The organism is Nocardia sp. NPDC049526 (assembly GCF_044465765.1).
In the GTDB taxonomy this organism is placed as follows: domain Bacteria; phylum Actinomycetota; class Actinomycetes; order Mycobacteriales; family Mycobacteriaceae; genus Nocardia.
The window spans coordinates 104885-127976 of the sequence record NZ_JBITMA010000021.1 but is presented as its reverse complement, the minus strand read 5'-3'; the positions used below and the strand labels follow the sequence as shown (position 1 = coordinate 127976).

The following is a 23092-nucleotide window of genomic DNA, read 5'->3' as shown; positions in this document are numbered from 1 at the left end:
CCATTTCTGGGATGTTGCGTTTTCAAAGAAAAAATGACGGGCAGGTTAGCGGAGGTTGCGAATGGTGCGCGGGCAACAGCGGATCACCGGACGAATGACCAGGTTCGCCTCGAAATCGCCGCCGGCACGTCTCGAGTAGGCCACGGCACACGCACGGACAGGTCGCGTCGAAAGCGACCCGAACAAGATCGAACCCCCCGGCTGTCACCGAGGGGTTCGTGATCGTCGAATTCTGTCAGGGGCGGCTCAGCGCACTCGCATTCGCGTTCTCGCTCAACAACATTGCCTCGGATTGGCCGGTGAGCATGCCCTCGAGCACGTTCTTGCCGATGGCCGCCTCGGTGGGCAGCGGGATCGGGTATTCGCCGTCGAAGCAGGCGCTGCACAACCGCGAGCGCGGCTGCTCGGTGGCGGCGATCATGCCCTCGGTGGAGATATAGCCGAGGGTGTCCGCGCCGATCGAACGACGCACCGCCTCCACCATGTCGTCATAGCTGTCATCGGCGCCCGCGCCATTGGCGATCAGCTCCGCGCGCGAGGCGAAGTCGATGCCGTAGAAGCACGGCCACTTCACCGGCGGCGAGGCGATCCGCACGTGGATCTCCACCGCGCCCGCCTCGCGCAGCATCCGGATCAACGCGCGCTGAGTGTTGCCGCGCACGATGGAGTCGTCCACCACGATGAGCCGCTTACCGCGGATCACCTCGCGCAGCGGATTCAGCTTGAGCCGGATGCCGAGCTGGCGGATGGTCTGACTCGGCTGGATGAAGGTGCGCCCGACGTAGGCGTTCTTCATCAGGCCCTGTCCGTACGGCACGCCCGAGCCCTGCGCGTAACCGACCGCGGCGGGGGTGCCGGACTCCGGCACCGGAATCACCAGATCGGCCTCGACCGGATGTTCCTTGGCCAGGCGACGACCGATCTCCACCCGGGTGGCGTGCACCGAGCGACCGGAGATGGTGCTGTCGGGCCGGGCCAGGTAGACGAATTCGAAGACGCAGCCCTTGGGTTCGGGATTGGCGAAGCGCATGGACCGCACACCGTCGGCGTCGATCGCCAGCAGTTCGCCCGGCTCGATCTCCCGGACGAAGGCGGCGCCGACGATATCCAGCGCGGCGGTCTCACTGGCAACGACCCAGCCACGCTCGAGCCGGCCGAGGCACAGCGGACGAACGCCGTGCGGATCCCGCGCGGCATAGAGGGTGTGCTCGTCCATGAAGGTCAGACAGAACGCGCCCTTCAGCGTCGGCAGCAGCTTCATCGCGGCCTGCTCGATGCTCGAATCCGCGGCGGCGTGCGCGAGCAGCGCGGTCATCACATCCGAGTCGGAGGTGGCGGTGATCGGCACGGGGCGACCACCGGAGACCGGCGGCATCCCGATCAGCCCGAGTTCGCGTGCGCGCGCGCTCAATTCGGCGGTATTGACCAGATTTCCGTTGTGGCCCAACGCAAGTCCGGAACCGACCGAGGTGGTGCGGAAGATCGGCTGCGCATTTTCCCAAGTGGTGGAGCCGGTGGTGGAGTAGCGACAGTGACCGACGGCGATATGACCCGGCATCGCGGCCAGCGTCTGCTCGTCGAATACCTGGCTGACCAGGCCCAGATCCTTGAAGACCAGAATTTGTGAGCCGTCGGAGACGGCGATACCCGCGGCCTCCTGGCCGCGGTGTTGCAGCGCATACAAGCCGTAGTACGTGAGCTTGGCCACGTCCTCGCTCGGCGCCCAGACTCCGAACACACCACACTCTTCGCGTGGTTCGTTCTCGACCTGATCGGGGGTAGTTTCGACCGGCATCTCGGCGTTGGTCACCGTTTGCTCCCTGTTCGGGCGGGCTGGGGGCAATGGCCATTCTACGGGTGAACGATGCGCCGCGATCACCGCCACCGGGTAGGCGCAGCAATCGCCGAGCGACGCTGCCGTTTTTCCGCGCGGCACGGTGCTACCGTGCCAAGCCGTGACGACTTCGGACAGTGCGCGCACCCGTGGGTCGGATACACGGTTGACCGCACGCATGTGGCTGGTCCCGATCGCGGTACTGACGCTGTTCATGGCGCTGCTGGCGACGATGTATCTGGATTACGTCGTCGATCCGGAGAAGAACCTGCACGACTTCCCGATCGCATTGGTGAACCAGGATGTCGGCGATACGGTCGGCGGCCAGCAGGTGAATTTCGGCACACAGATCACCGATGCGCTGCGCCAGGGCATTCCGGCGGACAAGGTCGATCTGCAGGTGCTCGGCATCAACGATGCCGAGCTGAAGATGCAGTCCGGTGCGGTCTACGGCACGATCCTTGTTCCCAGCGATTTCAGTAAGCGCCTCGGAATTCTCGGTGTGGGCAGTGTGGTGCCCGGTGATATCCAGCGCCCGACGCTGACGCTGCAGACAAATCCGCGCAGTGGCGCGTTCGTCACCAATATCGTCACGACCATCGGCACCCAGGCTCTGGCCCAGGTGAACGATCAAGTCGGTAAAAAACTGACCGATCAGGTGAATGCGCAGTTGACGCCGCCGAGCGGCGGGGCAGCGCCCGAGTTGACGGGTGCGACTCGGGTGGCGCTCGCGGATCCGGTGCGCATCGTCATCTCGCCGTTCCGTCCGCTGCCATCCGGCACCGGACAGGGTTTGACGGCGTTCTTCTACGCGCTGCTACTTCTGCTCGCCGGACTGGTCGGCTCGATGACCATCCACACCATGATCGATGCCGCACTCGGATTCGTGCCCACCGAATACGGGCCGTGGTACGTGCATTTTCCGGCCACTCCGATCTCGCGGTTCAATACGCTGCTGATCAAATGGGGTGTGATGGTTATCACCGCGAATATCGTCGCGGGCGTATTCCTCGGTGTGGCCGGGCTGCTCGATATGCCGATCGATCATCCGCTCACGCTGTTTCTCTATAGCGCGTTGGCCATCATGGCGGTCGGGATCACCGGGTCGTCCATCCTCGCCGCGGTCGGTTCGGCGGGTTTGCTGATCAACCTGATCCTGTTCATCATTCTCGGGCTGCCCTCCTCGGGCGGCACCGTGCCGATCGAGGCGACGCCGAAATATCTGGGCTGGCTGGCGAAATTCGAGCCGATGCACCAGGTGTTCGTCGGTGTGCGCGCAATTCTCTACTTCGACGCGAACTTCCCGGCGGGATTGTCACGCGGGGTGTGGATGGCGGTGCTCGGGCTCTCGATCGGGCTGGTGCTCGGCACCTTCATCACCCGGTACTACGACTACAAGGGCCTGCATCGGCGCGATCTGTCCCGCGGCTGAGGCGAGCCCCGTGGCGGCTGCGACCGGATTCGCGGCATGCACCAAGATGGGTGGAGTGAATTCGTGGATCGAGCACGCGCGGTATCTGGCCGATGAGATATTCGCACCACAGGCCGACGCGGTCGACCGCACCGGCGAAATTCCCGGCACCCATTTCGACCTGCTCGCCGAGTACGGGTTCTACGGCGCGACGATGGATCCAGCATCGCGCAGCGATTCGATGAGGGGTGGTGGCCGGGGGACGAGGCAGGCCGATATGGATATCGCCACCTTCACCCAGGCCGGTGAGATCCTGGTCGCCGGATGTCTGACGACCACCTTCGTCTGGGCGCAGCATCTCGGGGTCGCGCGACGGATCGCCACCTCACCGAATCTCGAACTGCGCGAACGACTTACCGAGGAGCTGCGGCACGGCCGGGTGCGCGCGGGTGTGAGCTACGCGGGCGCGAACGACCAACCCGGTTTGATCGCGCGTCGCGTCGACGGCGGGTATGTCCTCCACGGCACCGCGCCGTTCGTCACCGGGTGGGGTCTGGTGGACCTTCTCGGCGTGATGGCGCGCGATGCGGACGACGAGGGATCGTTGATCAGCGTGCTGGTGCCCGCCGAACCGAGCCCCGCGGTGCATGCCACCCCGCTCCCGCTCATCGCCGCCGACGCGAGCAAGACCGTGACACTCACCTTCGACGGCGTGCAGGTGCCCGATTCCGCTGTGGACAACCGGATTTCGCTGCGCAGCTTCAACGCCTCCTTCATCCTGGCCGCCTGGCGCAACGGGGCGCTGGCCCTCGGCATCGTGCGGCGCTGCCTCGGCGAACTCACGCAGTTCGGCATCGACACCACCGCTTCGGCCGCCGAAGCCGCCCGCATCCGAACCGAACTCGACGATGCGCTCACCGGCCAGTCGGATGTCTACTTGGCTCGCGCCCGCGCGTCCGAACTCGCGGTCCGCGCGGCCACAGCTCTGGTGACGGCCACCGGTAGCGCGGCCGTCACGCGGGGCAATCTCGCCGAGCGCTCACTACGCGAGGCGACGTTCACCCTGGTCTTCGGCTCCCGTCCGGGCATCAAAACGGCCCTGCTCGACCGCCTCACCCAGCCAGCGGTGGCCCCCCAGCCCCAGTGAGGTTCGCTCCGTAATCGGCGCACCCGTCGTGGGCGCCCAAAGAGTGCGGATCCCGATAGGAGAGGTGCGAATCACCGAGGTGCAGACCAGCGGCGGCAGGTATGCGAATTCGTGGTCTGCCCGGGCGATTTCAGTCCGCGGTGGGGCGGGCGATGGGAAGCCAATGGGCGACTTCGGCGGCTCGGCTGCCGGAGGCGGTCACGGTGCCGTTCGCCACTGCGGTCTCGAAGTCGAGGAGGCCGGTGGCGAGTAGGAGCCAGGTGCGCGGATCGGTTTCGACGACATTCGGTGGTGTGCCCCTGGTGTGCCGTGGGCCCTCGATGCACTGCACCGCCACGAAAGGTGGGACGCGGACTTCGACGGAATGGCCGGGTGCCGAGGCGGCGAGGGTCCGGACGGTGGTGCGGACCGCGGCCGCGAGTTCGGGCCTGGCGGGGGCCGGCGTCGAGTCGTCGCGTAGCCAGGTGCCGACTGCTTCGACCGCCGCTCGCATTTCCGCTGGATCCACCGTTCCTCGTCCTGCCACGATGCCGAGATTACTGCTGGGCTCCGACAATGCTCATGGAGCGGGTCGGTTGGATCCGGTCCCGCACCTGTAGCGCATTCTGTCGGCAGCGGCACTGCCTGTGGCGTGCGGAAGGCGCGCCGATCAGCTGTTGCGAGCCGGAGCCGAGGCGGAAGTCAGCGCCCCGAGCACGAGCCGGCGCGGGAGTCAGCGCCCCGAGCACGAGCCGGCGCGGAAGTCAGCGCCCCGAGCACGAGCCGAGGCGGGAGTCAGCTGCTTCGGGCACGAGTCGAGGCGAACCGGGCGGCGATTCGCGGTGCGAGCGCACCCCCGGCGTTCACGGCGAAGTGCAGCAGAGCGGGGGCTGTGGCGCTGTCGGTGCGGCGGCGCAGCAGGTCGAACAGGAGGCCTCCGGCTGCGGTCGCGGCAATCGATGCCGCGATGCTGTCGCCCGCAGCGCGTGCGGGATGGATGTGCCAGAGGCCGAAGGCGGCTGCTCCGATCAACGCACCGCGGCGTGGCCCGAACTCCTTGTCCAGCAACGGGTTCAGTGTTGCACGGAAGATGAGTTCCTCGCTGTAGACGGTGCCGATCGGAATATGCACCGCGACCCACTCATCGAGCGAAACGTCCGGAGCCCGGTCGGCGAACCCGCCGAGACGATCGCGCAGCGCCGGAATGGCAACGGCCGCACCATAACCGGCGGCGACCACGCCCGCCGAGGCTAGTCCGTAACCGAGCCCCCGCGCGGACAACCAGTTCGGACGGCCGCGAAATGCCAATGCATAAGCGGTCGCGAATCCGGCATTGGCGGCGGTGCGACCGCGCATGTCCAGCCGCAAGCGCGGCAACAGCCAACCGCTCCATGTCAACGGAATACCAACGGCTACAGTGGTTTTCGTAACACGACCGATCAATGTCATTTGATCTCGCGCTCGTAGTCCTCGGCGGCCTCGATCTGGGCCCGGATCTTGTCGGACTGTTCCACGGTCCAATCCGGCGGTGCCGCAACGGCGATCCAGCCGTCCAATACCAGACTGCCGTACCGGTGCCCGTGCCCGTCTGTGACGCCCTGCGCATTGGACAGGTCGCAGGTGACCTGCCAGAACGTGACGAACGGCCACCAGCGCATCTGCGAGGACACATCGGAGCCGCGCGGTTCGGAGAGCCAATCCGGTTGGGAGAAGATCAGATCCGAGGACCACCAGACGATCGGGTCGGAGGCGTGCTGCAGGTAAGCGATGCGCGGGGCCCGCCATTCGGTTGTCGGACGCGCGAGATCGGCACTGTCGGAGGCGAATCGGACCACCAGGCCATCGGCGTACACCGGTTCGACCTCGCGCGATCCGGGGTCGCGTCGCGAAACGAACTGCTCCCACAGTCGATTCGAATTCGGTGGCCCGACCCACAGCGCACCGTCGACCTTGGAGCGCAGATCGGCGAGTCCGCCGAAGGCCGCCTCCGAGCCTTGCGAGCCCAGACTCTCGCCGTACACGAGCAGCTTCGGCCGCGCCCCCTCGGGCCGCGCCGACCAATGCTGGTAGACCGCGTCGAACAGCTGCCTACCCGCATCCGATGCCTTACCACGGTCCGCGAGGAAGGACAGCACGCTGGGCAGATACGAATACTGCGAGGCCACGATGGCGGAATCGCCGCCGTACATGTATTCGATGGCGCCGGCCGCCATGGAATTCACCCATCCGGTGCCGGTCGTGGTGACAACCACCAGCACCTTCCGGTCGAAGGCGCCGGTGCGCTCCAGTTCGGAGACCGCGAGCTCGGCCCGGTCTGCACCGCTCTGCGCCGACTCCAGACCCACATAGGCGCGGATCGGCTCGCGGGCGGGCTTACCGGTGATCGAGGTGATCCGGGCCGCGGAGGGACCGTGCGAGACGAACCAGCGGCCCTCGAATCCGAGCGAATCCCACTTCGCCAGCGAGGCCGGACTGCCCGACCGCTCGGGCTGCACCGGCTGGACGGCATTCGGCGAAGTGTGATCGTTCTGGACACTGAAGGCGGAGTTGGCGACCGCAAAGAAGGCGCGCGAGGCGACGCCGTTGAACAGCGTGACGGTCAGCACCACCAGAACCAGGAATCCGGCCGACGGGGCCAGCTCGCGCGGCACCCGCACCCAGCGGTTGAGCTGGCGAGCCAGGAATCGAATGATCTCGCGCAGCGTCCGATACGCCGCGACCACCCCGGTCGCCACCGCGATACTGAGCAATCCCGTGCGCAGATACGCGGGAGTGGTGGTGCCCTCCATGCCCATCAGCGCGGTGATCTCGCGCTGCCAGCGGGCCGACTGCACCAGCATGAAGGCCGCCGTGACGGCGGCGGTCAACAGGACCGCCGATTTCACCGCATAGCGCACCCAAGTCGGCGGCGGCGCGATCCGGTCGCGCAGCAGCTTGGCCAGCCGCGGCCGGACCCAGAGCCGGAACAGCCACTCCAGCAGGCAGCCGAGCCCGTAGCCGAGCGCGGCATTGATGCCGCTGATCAGGCCCTGGAACAGCCAGTCGCGCGGCACCAGCGACGGCGTCACCGAGAGTGCGAAGAAGATCGTCGCGAAGACCAGCCCGACATAGTTCAGATCGATGATGTCCTCGGCACGCCGCACGACCACGACGCCGCGCGCACGCAGCTTCGTCAGGGTGGTCGTGGTTTCGAGCATCGGTCAGCGGGACGGCGCGATGCCCGGATTGTCGGTGGGATCGGGCACGGGCGGCGACGTCAACGGGTCCGTAGCGATCTTCACTCGAACAGTATGCGGGTGCGCTCGGGTCAGTGGGTGCGTTGCCCGGAGCACCACGCGATATCGCCGGTACAGATCACAGGGCCGCTCAGCCGGCTCGACCCGGCACGATTCGCGAATCATCCAGCGGCAGTGCCACTACCGCGTCGTCCGGCAACTACCCAACGCGCTCGAGTAGTTGTACGCGGTTGCGCAGCGCGCCGAATCAGCAGACTACAGGTATGAGCAATCCCAACGCCCGGCCGAAAACCTCTTCGGCCTTCCTCGCGCAAGCCGCGATCGCGTTCGGCGTCAGCTTCTTCGGGACCGGCGTCGGCATCTTCTACCTGCCACTCGATATCGCACAGCGCGGCTTCCTCGGCATGTCCGTGCTGTTCCTGGTGTCGAGCGCCTTCACCCTGGCGAAGGTCGTTCGCGACCAACAGGAATCGGCGAGCATCAGCCGCCGCCTGGACGAGGCGCGGATGGAAAAGCTGATGGCGGAGCACGATCCGTTCAAATCCGTCGCCTGATGGCGCGCGCCTGGGCGAGTCCGGCAACGAGGGGTTCGGGCCCACCCGGGTGTGTGCTCTATTTCAGCTGGTGCTCACGCGCCGCGGAGATCGCCAGATAATCCCGGATCCGATCCGCCAGATCGGCCGACCAATCCGGCGGCTGCGCGATCGCGGCCCACGCATCCAAAACCAGGTTTCCGTAGTTGTGCCCGTGTCCATCACTGACGCTCTGCGCTCTGGGCAGATCCGCGGCGACCTGCCAGAAGGTGACGATCGGATACCACGCCATCCGCGAGGACACATCGGGACCGCGCGGTTCGCGCAGCCAATCCGGTTCGCTGAAGAGCAGATCCGCCGACCACCAGACCACCGGATCGGAGGCGTGCTGCAGATAGGCGATGCGCGGTGGCAGCCAGTTGTCCCCAGGCTTCCACAGGTCGGCGCGGCTGTCGGAGAAGCGCACCACCAGCCCGTCGGCATAGGTCGGCAGGATCTCCGGCGTGCCGGGATCACGGCGGGCGGTGAATTCACTCCACAGCCGGTTGGAATTCGGCGGTCCGACCCACAGCACGCCGTCGGTCTTGGATCGGATATCGGCCAGACCGGTGAAAGCACCTTCGGAGCCCTGGGATCCCAGACTCTCGCCGTAGACGAGCAGTTTGGGCCGGGCATCCTTGGGCCGGGCCGACCAATGCTCATAAACCTTGTCGAAGACCAGCTTTCCCATCTGGGTGGCCTTGTCCTTATCGGACAGGAACGACAGCACACTCGGCAGATAGGAGTACTGAGTCGCGGCAATCGCGGTGTCGCCGTTGTACATCAGCTCGACGGATTCGGCGCTGGACGAATCGATCCAGCCGGTGCCCGTCGTCGTCACGACCACCAGCACCTTGCGCTCGAATGCCTTGGTGCGCTCCAACTCCGCCGCAACCAATTCGGCCTGTGCCTCCGGCCCGTCGGCCGATTCCAATCCGGCGTAGACCCGAATCGGTTCGCGCGCGGGCTTTCCGGTGACCTGGCTGATATCGGCGGCAGTCGGCACGAAGGAGACGAACCAGCGGCCCTCGGAACCGAGCGTGTCCCAGGCCGCCAGCGAATTCGGACTGCCGGAGCGTTCCGGCAGCTGTGGCTGTACGGCATTGGGCGAGGTGTGGCTGTTGCGCACGCTGAACGCCGAATTCGCCACATCGAAAAAGACTTTGGTGAGCACGCCGTTGAACAGCAGCACCGCCGCGACGACCACAACGAGCACTCCGGTCGGGACGGCCAATTGGCGCGGAAAGTGGGCGCGCCTGATCAGCTCGAATGCGATCGAACGGACGAGCCGTCGCAGTATCCGGAATACCGCGATGACGATCGCGCCGACCAGTGCGCTCATTGCGCCGGTGCGCAGGAAGCCGGAAGTCGTCGTGGATTCCATGCCCATGAGCGCGGTGATTTCGCGCTGCCAGCGGGCCGATTCGACCAGCAGGAAAACAGCGACGCCGAGACAGGCCAGCACAATCGTGGTCTTGACCGCACCGGGCAGCCACTTCGGCCGCTTCGCCCACACTCGCGTGACCGCAGGCGGCAACTGAGCGACCTTGCGGCGCAACGGTTTCCGCAACCACTTGCGGTAAACCCATTCGAACAGACAGCCGACACCGTAACCGATGGCCGCGTTGATCCCGCTGACCAGTCCCTCGAACAGCCAATCCCGTGGCAGCAGTGAGGGTGTCAGCGACCAGCCGAAGAACACCGTGGCGACGATGAGGCCGAGGTAATTCGGGTGGAAGAAACGCTCGACGGCGCCGACGATCTTGCCGACGCCGACGCCGCCGCGGCGCGAGCTCAGGCCCCGGAGGCGGTAGCGGAGCGGAACCACGGAGGGGACAGCGAACGCCGCAAATCGAGCCCCGCGTGGGACTGCCGAGACTTCACCAGCCTCCGGCGCGCTCAAACGGCACTGGCCCCGAACAGCTTCGGCAGCGTGCCCTCGTGCGCCTCGCGCAGGTCGTCCAGGGTGATCGAGAACTGGCCCTGCACCTCGACGGAATCCGAGCCCTGATCGACCACACCGATGCGCATCCACGGCAATTCGCGCGCGGTGCACATCTTGGTGAAGCGGGTCTCCTCCGAGCGCGGCACCGCGACGAGCACCCGGCCCGCCGATTCGGAGAACAGCTGCACGAACGGATCCGACCCCTCGGGAAGCAGGATGCGGCAACCGGTTTCGCCGGCCAGCGCGGCCTCGACCACGGTCTGGATCAGACCACCCTCGGAAAGGTCGTGCGCCGCACTGATCATGCCGTCGCGCGAACCCGAGGTCAGCACCTCCGCGAGCAGTTGCTCGCGGGCGAAGTCGACCTTGGGCGGCACCCCGCCGAGATGATCGTGGGCGACCTGCGACCAGATCGAGCCGCCGAATTCGTCGGCGGTCTCGCCGAGCAGGATCAGCGTCTCGCCCGGCTCCAGGCCGAGTCCGGTCGGGATGCGCCGGTGCACATCGTCGATGACGCCGAGCACGCCGACCACCGGGGTCGGCAGGATGGCGTCCTGACCGGTCTGGTTGTAGAAGCTGACATTGCCGCCGGTGACCGGAATGCCCAGGGCCACACAACCGTCCGCGAGACCGCGCACCGCCTGCTGGAACTGCCACATGACGCCCGGATCCTCGGGAGAACCGAAGTTGAGGCAGTTGGTGACGGCCTTCGGCGTCGCGCCGGTGGTGGCCACATTGCGGTAGGCCTCGGCCAGTGCGAGCTGTGCGCCGGTGTAGGGGTCGAGTTTGGTGTAGCGGCCGGACGCGTCGGTGGCCAGCGCAATGCCGCGGCCGGTCTCCTCGTCGATCCGGATGACGCCCGCGTCGGCGTGTTCGGCGAGCACGGTATTGCCGCGGACGTAGCGGTCGTACTGTTCGGTGATCCACCGGCGGCTGCACAGCTGCGGGCTGGCGACCATCTGCAATACGGTGGCGCGCAGTTCCTCCGGAGTCTTCGGCCGGGGCAGCGTGTCCGGGGTGTCGGCGATGAGCGCGTCCTGGAAATCCGGTCGCTGGACCGGACGCTCGTATACCGGGCCCTGATGTGCGACGGTGCGCGGCGGCACATCGACAACGGTCTCACCGTGCCAGCTGATCACCAGCCGGTCGCCCTCGGTGACCTCGCCGATGACCGTGGCCAGCACATCCCACTTGTGGCAGACGGCCATGAAAGCGTCCACGTTCTCCGGCGTGACCACCGCGCACATGCGCTCCTGCGATTCGCTGGAGAGCACCTCGGCCGGGGTCATCCCCTTGGCGCGCAGCGGCACCTTGGTCAGATCGATATGCATGCCGCCATCACCCGCGGCCGCGAGTTCGGAAGTGGCACAGGACAATCCGGCACCGCCGAGGTCCTGGATACCGACCACCAGCTTGGCCGCGTACAGCTCGAGACAGCACTCGATGAGCACCTTCTCGGCGAACGGGTCGCCGACCTGTACGCTCGGCAGCTTCTTGCGGCCGGTGCCGGATTCGTCACCGGAGAAGGTGTCCGAGGCGAGCACCGAAACACCGCCGATGCCGTCGAGGCCGGTGCGCGCGCCGAACAGAATGATCTTGTTGCCCGCGCCGGAGGCGAAGGCCAGATGCAGATCCTCGACCCGCATGACACCGGCGCACAGCGCGTTGACCAGCGGATTGCCTTGGTAGGAGGCATCGAAAACGGTCTCGCCGCCGACATTCGGCAGGCCGAGCGAGTTGCCGTAGCCGCCGACACCGCGCACCACACCGTCGACCACGCGCCGGGTATCGGTTGCGTCCGCCGCACCGAAGCGCAGCTGGTCCATCACCGCGATCGGCCGCGCGCCCATCGCCATGATGTCGCGCACGATGCCGCCGACACCGGTGGCCGCACCCTGATACGGCTCCACATAGGAGGGGTGGTTGTGGCTCTCCACCTTGAAAGTGACCGCCCAGCCCTCGCCGATATCGACGACGCCCGCGTTCTCACCGATGCCCGCGAGCATCGCGGACTTCATCTCGTCGGTGGTGGTCTCGCCGAAGTAGCGCAGATGCACCTTCGAGGACTTGTAGGAGCAGTGCTCGCTCCACATCACCGAGTACATCGCCAGTTCGGCGTCGGTCGGCCGACGGCCGAGGATTTCCTTGATCCGCGCGTACTCGTCGTCCTTGAGACCGAGCTCCTTGTACGGCTGCGGGGCGTCGGGAGTTGCTGCGGCTGCGCTGACGGTGTCGACCTGCGGAGTCACGGAGTACCAGGGTCCTTTCGGGCCGGAGCGCGAAGCTGGGGATTCGCCATGAAGTTTAGCCGTGACCCTCGATGGGCAGCCGGTCGCATCGACCGGTCGTCCGGATCGCCGGTTTTCGGGCGCGGATGCCTCGGGTCGGCACACATTGCGGGAGTTCGCAACCGCTACTCTTTGGCGGTGAACGATCGATCGGGGGTTGCGGATCCGGCCGAGCAGCCCGTCACCACACAGGACATCCGGCTCGAAGCCGACTCGGACATCTCGCCGCGATTCTCATTGTCGAACCCGCAGGTGCGCTGGCTGCTGATCGCCGTGGCGATGTTCGCGGTATCGGCCATCGTCTCGCTGGTGGTGCACTGGTGGAACGGATACATCGATCTCCAGGTCTATCGCAACGGTGCGCGCGTCTGGCTCGACGACGGCGAGTTGTACGGACCGATGCCCCCGGTCGAGGGGATCGGACTGCCGTTCACCTATCCCCCGCTGGCCGCTCTGTTCTTCGCACCGCTCGCACTGATGCCGCTGCCGCTGGCCGAGGTGCTGGTGACCGCCACCTCGGTGCTCAGCCTCGGCATCACGCTCTGGTTGGCGCTCGCGCGGCTACGCCCGAGTCTCGAGCGGCGGACCGTACTGGCGTTGGTCATCGGTATGGTCGCGGTGGCGCAGACGTCCGAACCGATCCGGGCGACCTTCGGCTTCGGCCAGATCAATCTGGTCCTGATGGCCGCGGTCGCCATGGACTGTCTTGTCCGCAAACCGTTCTGGCCGCGCGGCATGCTCATCGGCATCGCGGTCTCGGTGAAATTGATTCCGGCCGGATATCTGCTGTACTTCCTGCTACGGCGGGATTGGAAGGCAGCGGGCACGCTGATCGTCTCCGCGATCGTCGCGGTCGGACTCGGATTCCTGCTGTTCCCGAGCGATTCGGCCGAATACTGGTTCCACACCCTGGCCGATACCGGCCGCATCGGCCCGCCGTACTTCGCGGGCAATCAGTCGATCAAGGGCATGGCCTTCCGCCTCGGCGTCTCCGATTCCCTGGCCACCCTGATCTGGATCACCCTGTCGCTCATCGCGATTGCCCTCGCGGCGGTGTGGATGCGCCGCCTGCTCGATGCGGGACAGCAGGTCGCCGCGCTGATGGTGAATGCTGCCGCCGTACTGCTGGTGTCGCCGGTTTCCTGGTCGCACCACTGGGTTTGGATCGCCCCCGCCATCCTGGTCGCCGCCGACGCCATCGCCCGCGGCACCCGCAACCGCTGGTTCATCGGCACCGTCGCCGCCTTCACCGTCCTGTTCATGATCGGCCCCCAATGGCTCCTGCCGCATTCGAAGGACCTGGAACTCGGCTGGGCCTGGTGGCAACAAATCATCGGCAGCAGTTACGTCCTCGCCACCATGGCGGTATTCGTGGTCGCCGTCATCACCTACCACCCGACCACCACACCAGTGCGGCAGGAATCCGGCACGCTCCCGCCCCACCGAGCGTAGTCGAATGGCGGCCGGCACCTCCCGCAACAACCATTCGACTACTCTCGGCGCCCCTGCCGCATCGAGGGCGGCCAGAAGGTGGCTCACCCCGCCGGGGTAGTCAAATGGTTACTCCATGCCGGGCCACGGCGACCATATGACCACCTTCGACGGGCGCGGGCGGCCTAGGCAGGGGTAAGGAAAGCACCCAGTGCGGCGGCGTAGGACGAAATGTCTGTTGCGCCCATGATTTCGCGGGCCGAGTGCATTGCGAGTTGCGCGGCACCGACGTCGACGGTGGGCATGCCGGTGCGGGCGGCGGTCATGGGGCCGATGGTGGATCCGCAGGGGAGATCTGCGCGGTGCACGTAGCGTTGCAGGGGGACCTCGGCTTGGGCGCAGGCCAGGGCGAACGCGCCCGCACCTGCGGCGTCGGTGGCGTAGCGGAGATTCTGGTTGACCTTGAGGACCGGGCCGCCATTGACTTCGATGCGATGGGCGGGCTCGTGCCGGTCCGGGTAGTTGGGATGGGTCGCGTGCGCCATATCGCCGGAGGCGCAGACGGATCCGGCCAGGGCGGCCAGGTATTCGGCGCGGCCTCCGCCGCGGGCGAGCACGATGCGCTCCAGCACCGTCGGCAGCAGATCGGACTGTGCGCCGCGATCGGACTGACTGCCGACTTCCTCGTGATCGAACATCGCCAAAACCGGAATGGCCGCAGCGGGTTCCGCGATCGCCGCCAGGAAGGCGTTCAATCCGGCGTAGCAGGTGCCCTGGTTGTCCAGGCGCGGTGCGCTCACCAGATCGCGGTCGCGGCCCACCAACCGGCTCGGTGCCAGATCGTGGGTCATCAGCTCCCAGCCGAGCACCGCCTGCGGATCCACCTCGGCATATTCGGCGACGAACTCGAGGAACGAGCGCGGTCGCGCACCCAGACCCCAGATCGCATTGACGTGCCGCTGCGGGTCCAGGGTGACACCCCGGCGGTCCTCCGAAAGGTGGATGGCCAGCTGCGGCACCCGAAGAATCGGTTCATCGATGCGAACCAGCTGGTCGCGCACCGCATTTCCGTCGCGCACGCTGAGCCGTCCGGAGATCCCGAGTTCCCGGTCCAGCCACGAATTCAGCCAGGCGCCGCCATAGGGCTCCAGCCCGACCAATTGCCAGCCGACCGCGGCCAGATCCGGATACTGCTTCACTCGCAGATTCGGACTGTCGGTATGCGCACCGACCACCCGGAACGGCGTCACACCGGCGGAATCGGCTGTCGCCCAGGCGACCAGCGAACCGCCGCGCACGACGTAATGGCGGCTCGGCCCATCCGATGGCCACGGCGCCGACTCCGCGAGCGGGGTGAAGCCGTGGGCGTCCAGTTCCCGCGCGACCGTCCGGCACACGTGGAACGGCGACGGTGAATCGTCGATGAAGGCGCACAATCCGGCGGCCGTGGCAGCGGTAGTGGAAATGGGCATGCCTGTGATCCTAAGAGGGCATCTGAGAACTTGGCGGTGCCCTGTGTCGGGCTGCCGTTTATCCGGGGGCACCGACACTGCTCGCCCGGGTCCGGGAGCCGGAAGCGCGAGCCCCGGTGACCAATGTCAGGGCACTGGCCTGCACGTTGGTGCGGTGGAACCAACCCGGATGAAGCGGAACCGAGGTGTGCAGTCTCGAGGTCTGCACGGAGGACATCCGAGAAGGATGGTGGCTGGAAATGCCGAAGGGTTTTCCAGCCACGCTGTTGCAGACGCCGAGCTAGGGTCCCAGGATCCGATCGGGTCGATCTCGAACCAAATACTTCCCTTTGGAATTTGGCCGAAGGAATGGAAATACGCGCACCCACAGCTGCGGAAACCGGAAATTTGCCCAGTTAATTCATCCGATGACCGAGCCTGTCCGTGCCAATTTGAACTACTCCGCGGAAACGAGTTCGAGCAAACGCATCAGCTCGGCATAACGCCGCGCACCGATACGCGAACGCAACTCCTGCTCCGCACGCTCCTCCTCGGCGCGCACCGCGTCGACCAGATCCGAACCGAGCCTGCTCAGGCCGATCAGGATGCGGCGACGGTCGTCCTCGGCGGCCACCCGGAAGATCAGGCCGCGTTCGGCGAGTGCGTCGGCATGCCTGGTCGCCGAGGACGGCGGTAGCTGTGACCTGGCCGCGAGCTCACTCATGGTGACCCCGAACTCGGTGGACAGATTCGACAGCATCGACCATTGATCGGCTGTCAGTTGCCTTGCGCACAGGGCGGCGTCGAGGTGATCCAGCCAACGCCGTTCCGCGGCACGCAGCGCACCATGCAGCGTGGAATATCCGCTTACAATGGTCGTCATTATTTCCTGCCTGCCATGAATTTCGCTAGAACGAGAAGAAGAGTACCGAATGTCAGCGTTCGGCGAGAGCCCAGACGGCACGATCGAGATCCTCAACATAGTCCCGATGCAGGGACCGGGCGGTATCGTTGCGGCGTCGTGCGATGCGGCGATTTCCCTCGCGGTCGACGAAATCAATGCTGGAGCCGGTTTTCTCGGCCGCGAAATTCGTACTACGAATATCGATGGCGGCCGGAATCCGCGCGAAGTCGCCGATGAGGTTTCCGCGCTGCTCGCCACCGGAATGGTGCACGCGATCACCGGCTGGCACACCTCGGCGGTGCGATTGGCCGTCGCGCGCGCCAATGCCAGTCGGGTGCCCTATCTATTCGCGACCGGACACGAGGGCCTCACCAATGAGCTACCCGGGGTGCTGATGCTCGGGGAGCATCCGGCGGGTCAGACCCTGCCCGCTGTGCACTGGCTGGAGCGCGAACACGGTGTGCGCCGCTGGGCGATCATCGGCAACGACTACATCTGGCCGCGCGAATCAGCCAAGGCGGTGCGGCGCAGTCTGGCCGATCCGAGCGCCATCGTGTTGGAGCGATTCGTACCGCTCGGCGCACCCGACTTCGGTGAATTCCTCAACGATCGCGCATTGGACCAGGCCGATGCCGTCATCATCCTGATGGTCGGCGCGGATGTCTCCCGCTTCAACCAGCAGTTCGCCGCCACCGGACGCGCCGACACGCTGCTGCGCATCAGCCCGGCCGCCGACGAGAACGTCCTGCTGACCGCTGGTCCCGCCGCCAACCACAACTTCTACGTGGCATCGAGCTTCTTCGTGGACCCGGACACCGACGACGGACGCGACCGGCTGGCCCGCTACCGACGGCTACACGGCACCTTCGCGCCCGCACTGACCAGTTTCAGCAATATGAGCTACGAGGCGATCCACACCCTGCGCGCGATCGGCGAGACGGTCGGATCACTGGCCGTACCCGACGTGCACGCGGCACTCGATCAGGGCGTGCAACTCGAAACCCCTGGCGGTTCCCGAAGATTCATCGGAAACCAGGCCCAACAGCACGGCTATATCGCGCTGGCCGACGGCGTCGATTTCGACATCCTCGCCCGCATCACTTGAGGTGACTCACCTGACACGGTGACCACCACGCACGAGACACCAGGGAGCCGCGAACGCGCCGCGCCGGAGGCGCGGCCACAACTACGCAGCGACCAGGGTGTCGAGTACCGAGAGGAACAGGCCGAGGCCGTCGTCGCTGGGGCCGGTCAGCGGCTCGGTGGCGTGTTCGGGATGCGGCATCAGGCCGACGATCCGGCCATCGGCCGAGGAAATGCCCGCGATGTCGCGCTGGGAGCCGTTCGGATTATCGCCCGCGTAACGGAAGACCACCCGGCCCTCGCCCTCGAGTTCATCGAGTACGCGGTCGGACGCCTGGTAGCGACCCTCGGCGTTCTTGATCGGGATGAGGATCTGGGCGCCGGGCTCGAAGCGCGAGGTCCATGCGGTATTCGCGGTTTCGACACGCAGCCATTCGTCACGGCAGACGAAGTGCAGGCCCTCGTTGCGGGTCAGCGCACCGGGCAGCAGACCCGCCTCGCACAGCACCTGGAAACCGTTGCAGATACCCAGGATCGGCAAACCCTTACCCGCGGCCTTCACGACCTCACCCATCACCGGGGCGAACCGGGCGATGGCACCTGCACGCAGGTAGTCACCGTAGGAGAAGCCACCGGGCACGACCACCGCGTCGACCTGCTTCAGATCGGCATCGGCATGCCACAGGCTGACCGCCTCGGCGCCCGCCAGTTTCACCGCCCGAGCGGCGTCGACATCATCGAGCGTGCCGGGAAAAGTAATGACCCCGATCCGTGCGGTCATGACTGCGCCTCGCTGACGCTCGACTCCGTCATGCCCGCAAGGGCGGCTGTGTTTTCGATTCGCTCGCTGCGCTTGCTCATGCCGAGACCCGCACGACCTTCCAGTCCTCGATCACGGTGTTGGCGAGCAGCGCCTCGGCGATCTGTTCGAGCTCCGCGTCGCTGACACTGTCGTCGACATCGAGTTCGAATCGCTTGCCCTGCCGCACATCCGACACTCCGGCGAATCCCAGGCGCGGGAGCGCGCCGGCGATGGCCTGACCCTGCGGATCCAGGATCTCGGCCTTCGGCATCACCTCGACCACGACTCGTGCCACGCGTTGCTCCTCAGGTGGTGTTGGGGTTACCTGAGCAGCGTAGTTGTCCAGGTTGTCCGAGCTACGGTCGGGGTCGAGTCAAATAGCATGGCCCCATGCGCATAGCCCACTTCGGTCACTCCTGCATCCTCGTCGAATTGCACGGCAAGAAGGTGCTGTTCGATCCGGGCACCTTCTCGCACGGCTTCGAGGGCATAACCGGCCTGGACGCCATCGCCGTCACCCACCAGCATCCCGACCACATCGATCCGAGCCGGATCGAGGCGCTGCTCGACAACAACCCGAATGCGCGCCTGTTCAGCGACCCACAGACCGCACAGCAGCGCGGCGAACCGTGGGAGGCGGTGCACGCGGGCAATGTGATCACCCTCGGCGATCTCCAGATCACCGGAGGCGGCGGCAGGCATGCGGTGATCCACCCCGAGATCCCGGTGATCGATAACACCGTCTTCCAACTCGGCACCCCGGACGACCCGGCCCAACTCGTGCACCCCGGCGACTCACTCTGGGTGCCACCGGTACCGGTCGGCATCCTCGCCATCCCCGCATCCGCACCGTGGATGCGCATCAGCGAGGCCGTCGACTACCTGCGCGCGGTCGCTCCCCGCACCGCCTTCCCCATCCACTTCGGCATCATCCAACCCGAAGCCCAGGGCATCTACTTCGGCCGCCTAGCCGAAATGGGCCCTACCGCCACAGAATTCACCGTCATCTCCCCCGAGGACCAGCGCGACCTCTAACTCCTGGACTGTTGATCACCATGTATCCCTGGTGGCAAATGTCGAGAGGGATCCGCTACGGATACATGGTGATCGGGCGTCCGACGCCCGCTCAGCGGATCTGTTGGGCGTAGGTGGTGAGGAAGAGGGCCTCGGCGAGGGCCATGTGTTCGATTTCGGAGGGGTCGACGCTTTCGTTGGGGGCGTGGATGAGGCATTTGGGCTCTTCGACGCCTAGCAGCATGATCTCGGCGTGCGGGTAGGTGTCGGCGAAGATGTTGCACAGCGGGATCGAGCCGCCCTGGCCCTGAGTGGTGGTCGCGCGGCCGTATGAGGCGGTGAGTGCGGCTTCCATGGCAGTGCGGGCGGGACCGCCGCTGGCCGATCGGAACGGGGCGCCGGTCGACTCGGTTTCCACCGTGAGCTTGGCGCGCCACGGCGTATGCGCACGCAGGTGCGCGGTCAGCAGTTCCAGCGCCTGGTCAGGCTCGGTGCCCGGCGGAATGCGCAGGTTGAGCCGGGCTCGCGCGGCGGGCTGGATGGCCGCCGCTGAGCCGACCACCTTCGGCGCGTCGATGCCGAGCACCGTCAAAGCCGGTCGCGCCCAGAGCATATCGGCGACGGTGCCGTCACCGGTGAGTTCGACGCCGCCGAGTACGCCTGCGTCCGCTCGGAATCGGTCCTCCGAGTACTGCACACCGGTCCAGCGCTGATCATTGGGCAGTCCGGCCACCGTCGTGTTGCCGTGTTCGTCGCGCAGGGAGGCGAGCAGGTGGACGAGCGCGGCGAGCGCATCGGGAGCGGGACCGCCGAACATGCCGGAATGCATTGGCCCGGCGAGGGTTTCGATGGTGACGACAACGTTCACACTGCCGCGTAGCGTCTCGGTCAAGGTCGGCACGCCGATCGCGAAATTGCCGCAGTCGCCGATCAGAATCGCATCCGCGCGCAAAAGATCCGGATTGGCCTCGACGAATTGTTCGAGTCCGCCGGTGCCCTGCTCCTCGGAGCCCTCCGCGACCAGCGTCACCCCGAGCGGCAGATCCGCGCCGAGGGCCCGCAGCGCGGTCAGGTGCATCACGATATTGCCCTTGCAGTCCGCACTGCCGCGCCCGTACCAGCGGCCGTCCTTCTCGGTCAGCTCCCAGACCGGGGTCCGCCAGGCATCGTCGTCGAGCGGCGGCTGCACGTCGTAGTGGCAGTACAGCAATACCGTCGGCGCACCGTTCGGCGCGGGACGCGAGGCGATGACGGCCTTACTGCCGTCGGGAGTTTCGTGCAGACCCACCTTGGTAAGGCCCGCCCCGGCGACCGCGTCGGCCACCCACTGCGCGGTCCGGTCGCATTCCTCCAGCGGGAACTGTCGGGGATCGGCCACCGACTTGAACGAAACCAGTTGGGTGAGATCGGTTTTCGCTTGTGGCATCAGCTCGGCCACCCGCTGGCGCAGCGCCGCGATTCGGGAGTCGTCGATCATCCGGAACCTCATTTCAGATCCGATCCAGCACACAGAAGCGGCCGACCGCGCGCCGCCCGCCCACTCTGGCATGAACCGCTCGGTACATACCGAGAAATCAGCCGACCGATCGGTCTGTGTCGTCCGGATCGGAACAGCGAAAATCCGGTCGCCGCTGTGACATGCTGAAACGTCGACGCTGGTTGCCACTGTTTTCGCAAACATCACGCGATCCATATTCGGAGGCGGTTCGATGACAGAAGGACTTGAGCCCGACGACCTATTCGCCCTGCCGGGCCTGCGCCGGTCGGCCCCGAAGACCGGATTTCCGATCAACGAGTTGTTCTCGCAGGTCGCCTACGAGATCGTGCACGACGAGCTGATGCTCGACGGCGTCTCCCGGATGAATCTGGCGACGTTCTGCACCACCTGGGTGGACGATCAGGCGCGCAGGCTGATGAACGAATCCCTGGACAAGAACATCGTCGACAAGGACGAATACCCGCAGACCGCCGAATTGGAGCGGCGTTGCGTGCGAATGGTCGCCGATCTGTGGCATGCGCCGGATCCGGCAGGCACGCACGGCACCTCCACCACCGGCTCGAGTGAGGCCGCGATGCTCGGCGGTCTGGCCGCCAAATTCCGCTGGCGCAAGCGTGGCGGCACCGGTACCCCGAATTTCGTCTGCGGCCCGGTGCAGGTGTGCTGGGAAAAGTTCGCGCGCTATTTCGATGTGGAGATACGGCAGATTCCGCTGCGCGGGGACCGGCTGACCATGCATCCCGACGACATATCCGCCTACTGCGATGCGCGCACCATCATGGTGGTGCCGACCTTCGGGCAGACCTACACCGGCCTGTTCGAGGATGTGGCCGAGATAAGCAAGGCACTGGACCGGCTGCAGGAGGTCAGCGGCCTGGATATCCCGATCCATGTCGACGCCGCCAGCGGCGGATTCCTCGCGCCGTTCACCGCGCCGGATCTGATCTGGGATTTCCGGCTGCCGCGGGTCAAATCGATCAATGCCTCCGGCCACAAGACCGGGCTCGCGCCGCTGGGCTCGGGCTGGGCGATCTGGCGCGAGGCCGCCGATCTACCCGAAGAGCTGATCTTCAATGTGGATTACCTCGGCGGCAGTATGGCCACCTTCAATCTCAACTTCTCCCGCCCCGGCGGGCAGGTGATCACCTCGTACTACGAATTCATCCGGCTCGGCCGCACCGGATACACCCGACTGCAGTCCCAGCTCTACCACGTCGCCCAACATCTGGCCGATGGCCTGCTGAAACTCGGACCGTTCGAGATGATCCACGGCGGCGATCCACATCGGGGCATCGCGGCAGTGTCGTGGCGGCTGACCGAGGATGTCGGCTTCAATCTCTACGAGCTGTCGGATCGGCTGCGGACCAGGGGTTGGCTGATCGCCGCGTATCCGTTGCCCGCCGACCGCGAGAACGAGACGATCATGCGGGCACTGGTCCGGCACGGGTTCACCATCGATATGGCCGACCTGCTGCTCGCCGATATCGCGCGCGGTATGTCACAACTGGAAAAGCATCCACAAGCCAAACCGCTCACCCGAGAGGAAGCGGGCGGATTCACGCATAACGCGACCGCGGTCGTACCGAGCGAGAAGGCCAAACCCGTCCGACCGAGCCGCAAATAGCGCTGGCGGAGAGTCGATTACGCCGCGCGCCGCCGCCCGGTCACGCCATTACGGGCGGCGGCGCCTCGTGCGGGCGGTGCCGACCACACCCCTGCACGGCTTCCGGCGGACCCGATCAGGCCGCTTTGACGGCGACGAACGGCTCCCAGCGGTACACGTCGCTGGCCGCGCCGTGGAACAAAGCGAGATCGACCGCGTCGAGCATTGCCTGCCGCGGACCGGAGCGGCCGAGCTGAGCGGCGGAAACGGCCAGCCGCAGCACACCGCCGCGACGTGCGGTCCTGGCCGCGCCGAGCACCAGCGCACGACACCACCACGGCTCGGCGCGGAAACCCTCGCCCATGCCTAAGACCCGCGCCTTCTGGGCGATATTGCGCTCGAGATCGAGAATCGAGGTCAGCCCGAGCGCGAGCCGGAAACCGGCCTCGGGCAGCGCCTCGATGGCGCCCGCCGAGGCATCCCAGCGCGGGGCCGCGAACAACCGGGTACGCAGTTCCACCTGCTCGAGCACCCGATCCGCCGCGGTCAGCCGCAGCCGCGCCTCGTGCCTGGGCAGTGTGGCGAATTCGGCTCGGCGGCGCTTGGTCGCCGCCTGGTCGTAGCCGTGCAGCACGATCGCATCGCCGCGGGCCCGCCGACCGCGCAGCCACGACTGCGTCGCCGGATCTTCCACCAGCCGGTAGCCACCCTTCAACCGGGGCGCGACCAGCAGCGAAAGCCGCACATCGCGGCGATCCATTTCGGCCGCGAACTCGATAGCCGCGTCCCGCGTGGTGTCCCGGATCCCGGAAATCGACACGATCAGCTCAGCGTTCATGGCCTTACCGTGCCAGCCGCAGATGTACTCGGCGTGCAGGGCGGATGACCCGCCGA

The 23092-nt window shown here is 66.4% G+C and carries 19 protein-coding genes; 7 read left to right on the top strand and 12 right to left on the bottom strand.

Going from position 1 to position 23092, the window contains the following annotated elements; all coding sequences use genetic code 11:
- Positions 1-235: 235 nt before the first annotated feature.
- The gene (purF, locus tag ACIBW7_RS39730; protein ID WP_397055732.1) at positions 236-1795 is read right to left on the bottom strand and encodes an amidophosphoribosyltransferase; all 1560 of its coding nucleotides are present in this window, start codon (positions 1793-1795) and stop codon (positions 236-238) included.
- A gap of 217 nt (positions 1796-2012) precedes the next feature.
- On the opposite strand from purF, the gene ACIBW7_RS39725 reads away from it, so the two are divergent.
- Together ACIBW7_RS39725 and ACIBW7_RS39720 are read left to right on the top strand one after the other, a co-directional pair.
- Positions 2013-3266 (top strand): ABC transporter permease, encoded by a 1254-nt coding sequence (locus ACIBW7_RS39725; RefSeq protein ID WP_397055730.1) that lies wholly within the window; start codon positions 2013-2015, stop codon positions 3264-3266.
- Between the two features lie 10 nt (positions 3267-3276).
- Positions 3277-4392, top strand: a complete 1116-nt coding sequence (locus ACIBW7_RS39720) for an acyl-CoA dehydrogenase (RefSeq protein WP_397055712.1) — start codon at positions 3277-3279, stop codon at positions 4390-4392.
- A 130-nt stretch (positions 4393-4522) separates the two neighbouring features.
- Here ACIBW7_RS39720 and ACIBW7_RS39715 read toward each other — a convergent pair whose 3' ends face one another.
- From ACIBW7_RS39715 to ACIBW7_RS39705, 3 genes are all read right to left on the bottom strand, one after another.
- Positions 4523-4885: a sterol carrier family protein gene (locus tag ACIBW7_RS39715; protein ID WP_397055728.1), complete on the bottom strand. Its 363-nt coding sequence runs from the start codon at positions 4883-4885 to the stop codon at positions 4523-4525.
- Positions 4886-5166: 281 nt separating this feature from the next.
- On the bottom strand, positions 5167-5769 hold the full coding sequence (locus ACIBW7_RS39710) for a lysostaphin resistance A-like protein (protein ID WP_397055710.1): 603 nt from the start codon (positions 5767-5769) through the stop codon (positions 5167-5169).
- A 47-nt stretch (positions 5770-5816) separates the two neighbouring features.
- Positions 5817-7568 carry an alpha/beta hydrolase gene (locus ACIBW7_RS39705; protein ID WP_397055708.1) on the bottom strand — a complete coding sequence of 584 codons (1752 nt, stop codon included), beginning with the start codon at positions 7566-7568 and terminating at the stop codon, positions 5817-5819.
- A 302-nt stretch (positions 7569-7870) separates the two neighbouring features.
- On the opposite strand from ACIBW7_RS39705, the gene ACIBW7_RS39700 reads away from it, so the two are divergent.
- Positions 7871-8161, top strand: a complete 291-nt coding sequence (locus ACIBW7_RS39700) for a YiaA/YiaB family inner membrane protein (RefSeq protein ID WP_063044483.1) — start codon at positions 7871-7873, stop codon at positions 8159-8161.
- Positions 8162-8219: 58 nt separating this feature from the next.
- Here the strand turns inward: ACIBW7_RS39700 and ACIBW7_RS39695 are convergent, their stop codons facing one another.
- A complete protein-coding gene (locus ACIBW7_RS39695; RefSeq protein WP_397055705.1) occupies positions 8220-10007 on the bottom strand; it encodes an alpha/beta hydrolase in 1788 nt (595 codons plus the stop codon).
- Between the two features lie 71 nt (positions 10008-10078).
- Complete coding sequence (purL, locus tag ACIBW7_RS39690) at positions 10079-12373, bottom strand: phosphoribosylformylglycinamidine synthase subunit PurL (RefSeq protein ID WP_397055703.1); 2295 nt, start codon at positions 12371-12373, stop codon at positions 10079-10081.
- Positions 12374-12550: 177 nt separating this feature from the next.
- Between purL and ACIBW7_RS39685 the strand changes: the two genes are divergently transcribed.
- Complete coding sequence (locus tag ACIBW7_RS39685; RefSeq protein ID WP_397055701.1) at positions 12551-13864, top strand: glycosyltransferase 87 family protein; 1314 nt, start codon at positions 12551-12553, stop codon at positions 13862-13864.
- A 164-nt stretch (positions 13865-14028) separates the two neighbouring features.
- Here the strand turns inward: ACIBW7_RS39685 and ACIBW7_RS39680 are convergent, their stop codons facing one another.
- Both ACIBW7_RS39680 and ACIBW7_RS39675 read right to left on the bottom strand, forming a co-directional pair.
- Entirely contained in the window at positions 14029-15315 is a 1287-nt protein-coding gene (locus ACIBW7_RS39680) for a M18 family aminopeptidase (RefSeq protein ID WP_397055699.1), read from the bottom strand.
- A gap of 436 nt (positions 15316-15751) precedes the next feature.
- Positions 15752-16177, bottom strand: a complete 426-nt coding sequence (locus tag ACIBW7_RS39675) for a MarR family winged helix-turn-helix transcriptional regulator (protein WP_397055697.1) — start codon at positions 16175-16177, stop codon at positions 15752-15754.
- 49 nt (positions 16178-16226) lie between these two features.
- On the opposite strand from ACIBW7_RS39675, the gene ACIBW7_RS39670 reads away from it, so the two are divergent.
- Complete coding sequence (locus tag ACIBW7_RS39670) at positions 16227-17303, top strand: substrate-binding domain-containing protein (protein WP_397055695.1); 1077 nt, start codon at positions 16227-16229, stop codon at positions 17301-17303.
- An 81-nt stretch (positions 17304-17384) separates the two neighbouring features.
- Here the strand turns inward: ACIBW7_RS39670 and purQ are convergent, their stop codons facing one another.
- Both purQ and purS read right to left on the bottom strand, forming a co-directional pair.
- On the bottom strand, positions 17385-18062 hold the full coding sequence (purQ, locus tag ACIBW7_RS39665; protein WP_397055693.1) for a phosphoribosylformylglycinamidine synthase subunit PurQ: 678 nt from the start codon (positions 18060-18062) through the stop codon (positions 17385-17387).
- A gap of 76 nt (positions 18063-18138) precedes the next feature.
- Positions 18139-18378 (bottom strand): phosphoribosylformylglycinamidine synthase subunit PurS, encoded by a 240-nt coding sequence (gene purS, locus ACIBW7_RS39660; protein WP_040686358.1) that lies wholly within the window; start codon positions 18376-18378, stop codon positions 18139-18141.
- 95 nt (positions 18379-18473) lie between these two features.
- On the opposite strand from purS, the gene ACIBW7_RS39655 reads away from it, so the two are divergent.
- Positions 18474-19118 (top strand): MBL fold metallo-hydrolase, encoded by a 645-nt coding sequence (locus ACIBW7_RS39655; RefSeq protein ID WP_397055691.1) that lies wholly within the window; start codon positions 18474-18476, stop codon positions 19116-19118.
- 91 nt (positions 19119-19209) lie between these two features.
- Here ACIBW7_RS39655 and ACIBW7_RS39650 read toward each other — a convergent pair whose 3' ends face one another.
- On the bottom strand, positions 19210-20574 hold the full coding sequence (locus ACIBW7_RS39650) for a dipeptidase (RefSeq protein WP_397055689.1): 1365 nt from the start codon (positions 20572-20574) through the stop codon (positions 19210-19212).
- Between the two features lie 232 nt (positions 20575-20806).
- Between ACIBW7_RS39650 and ACIBW7_RS39645 the strand changes: the two genes are divergently transcribed.
- A complete protein-coding gene (locus tag ACIBW7_RS39645) occupies positions 20807-22219 on the top strand; it encodes a glutamate decarboxylase (protein ID WP_397055687.1) in 1413 nt (470 codons plus the stop codon).
- Positions 22220-22334: 115 nt separating this feature from the next.
- Here ACIBW7_RS39645 and ACIBW7_RS39640 read toward each other — a convergent pair whose 3' ends face one another.
- On the bottom strand, positions 22335-23036 hold the full coding sequence (locus tag ACIBW7_RS39640; RefSeq protein WP_397055685.1) for a DUF2334 domain-containing protein: 702 nt from the start codon (positions 23034-23036) through the stop codon (positions 22335-22337).
- Positions 23037-23092: the final 56 nt, after the last annotated feature.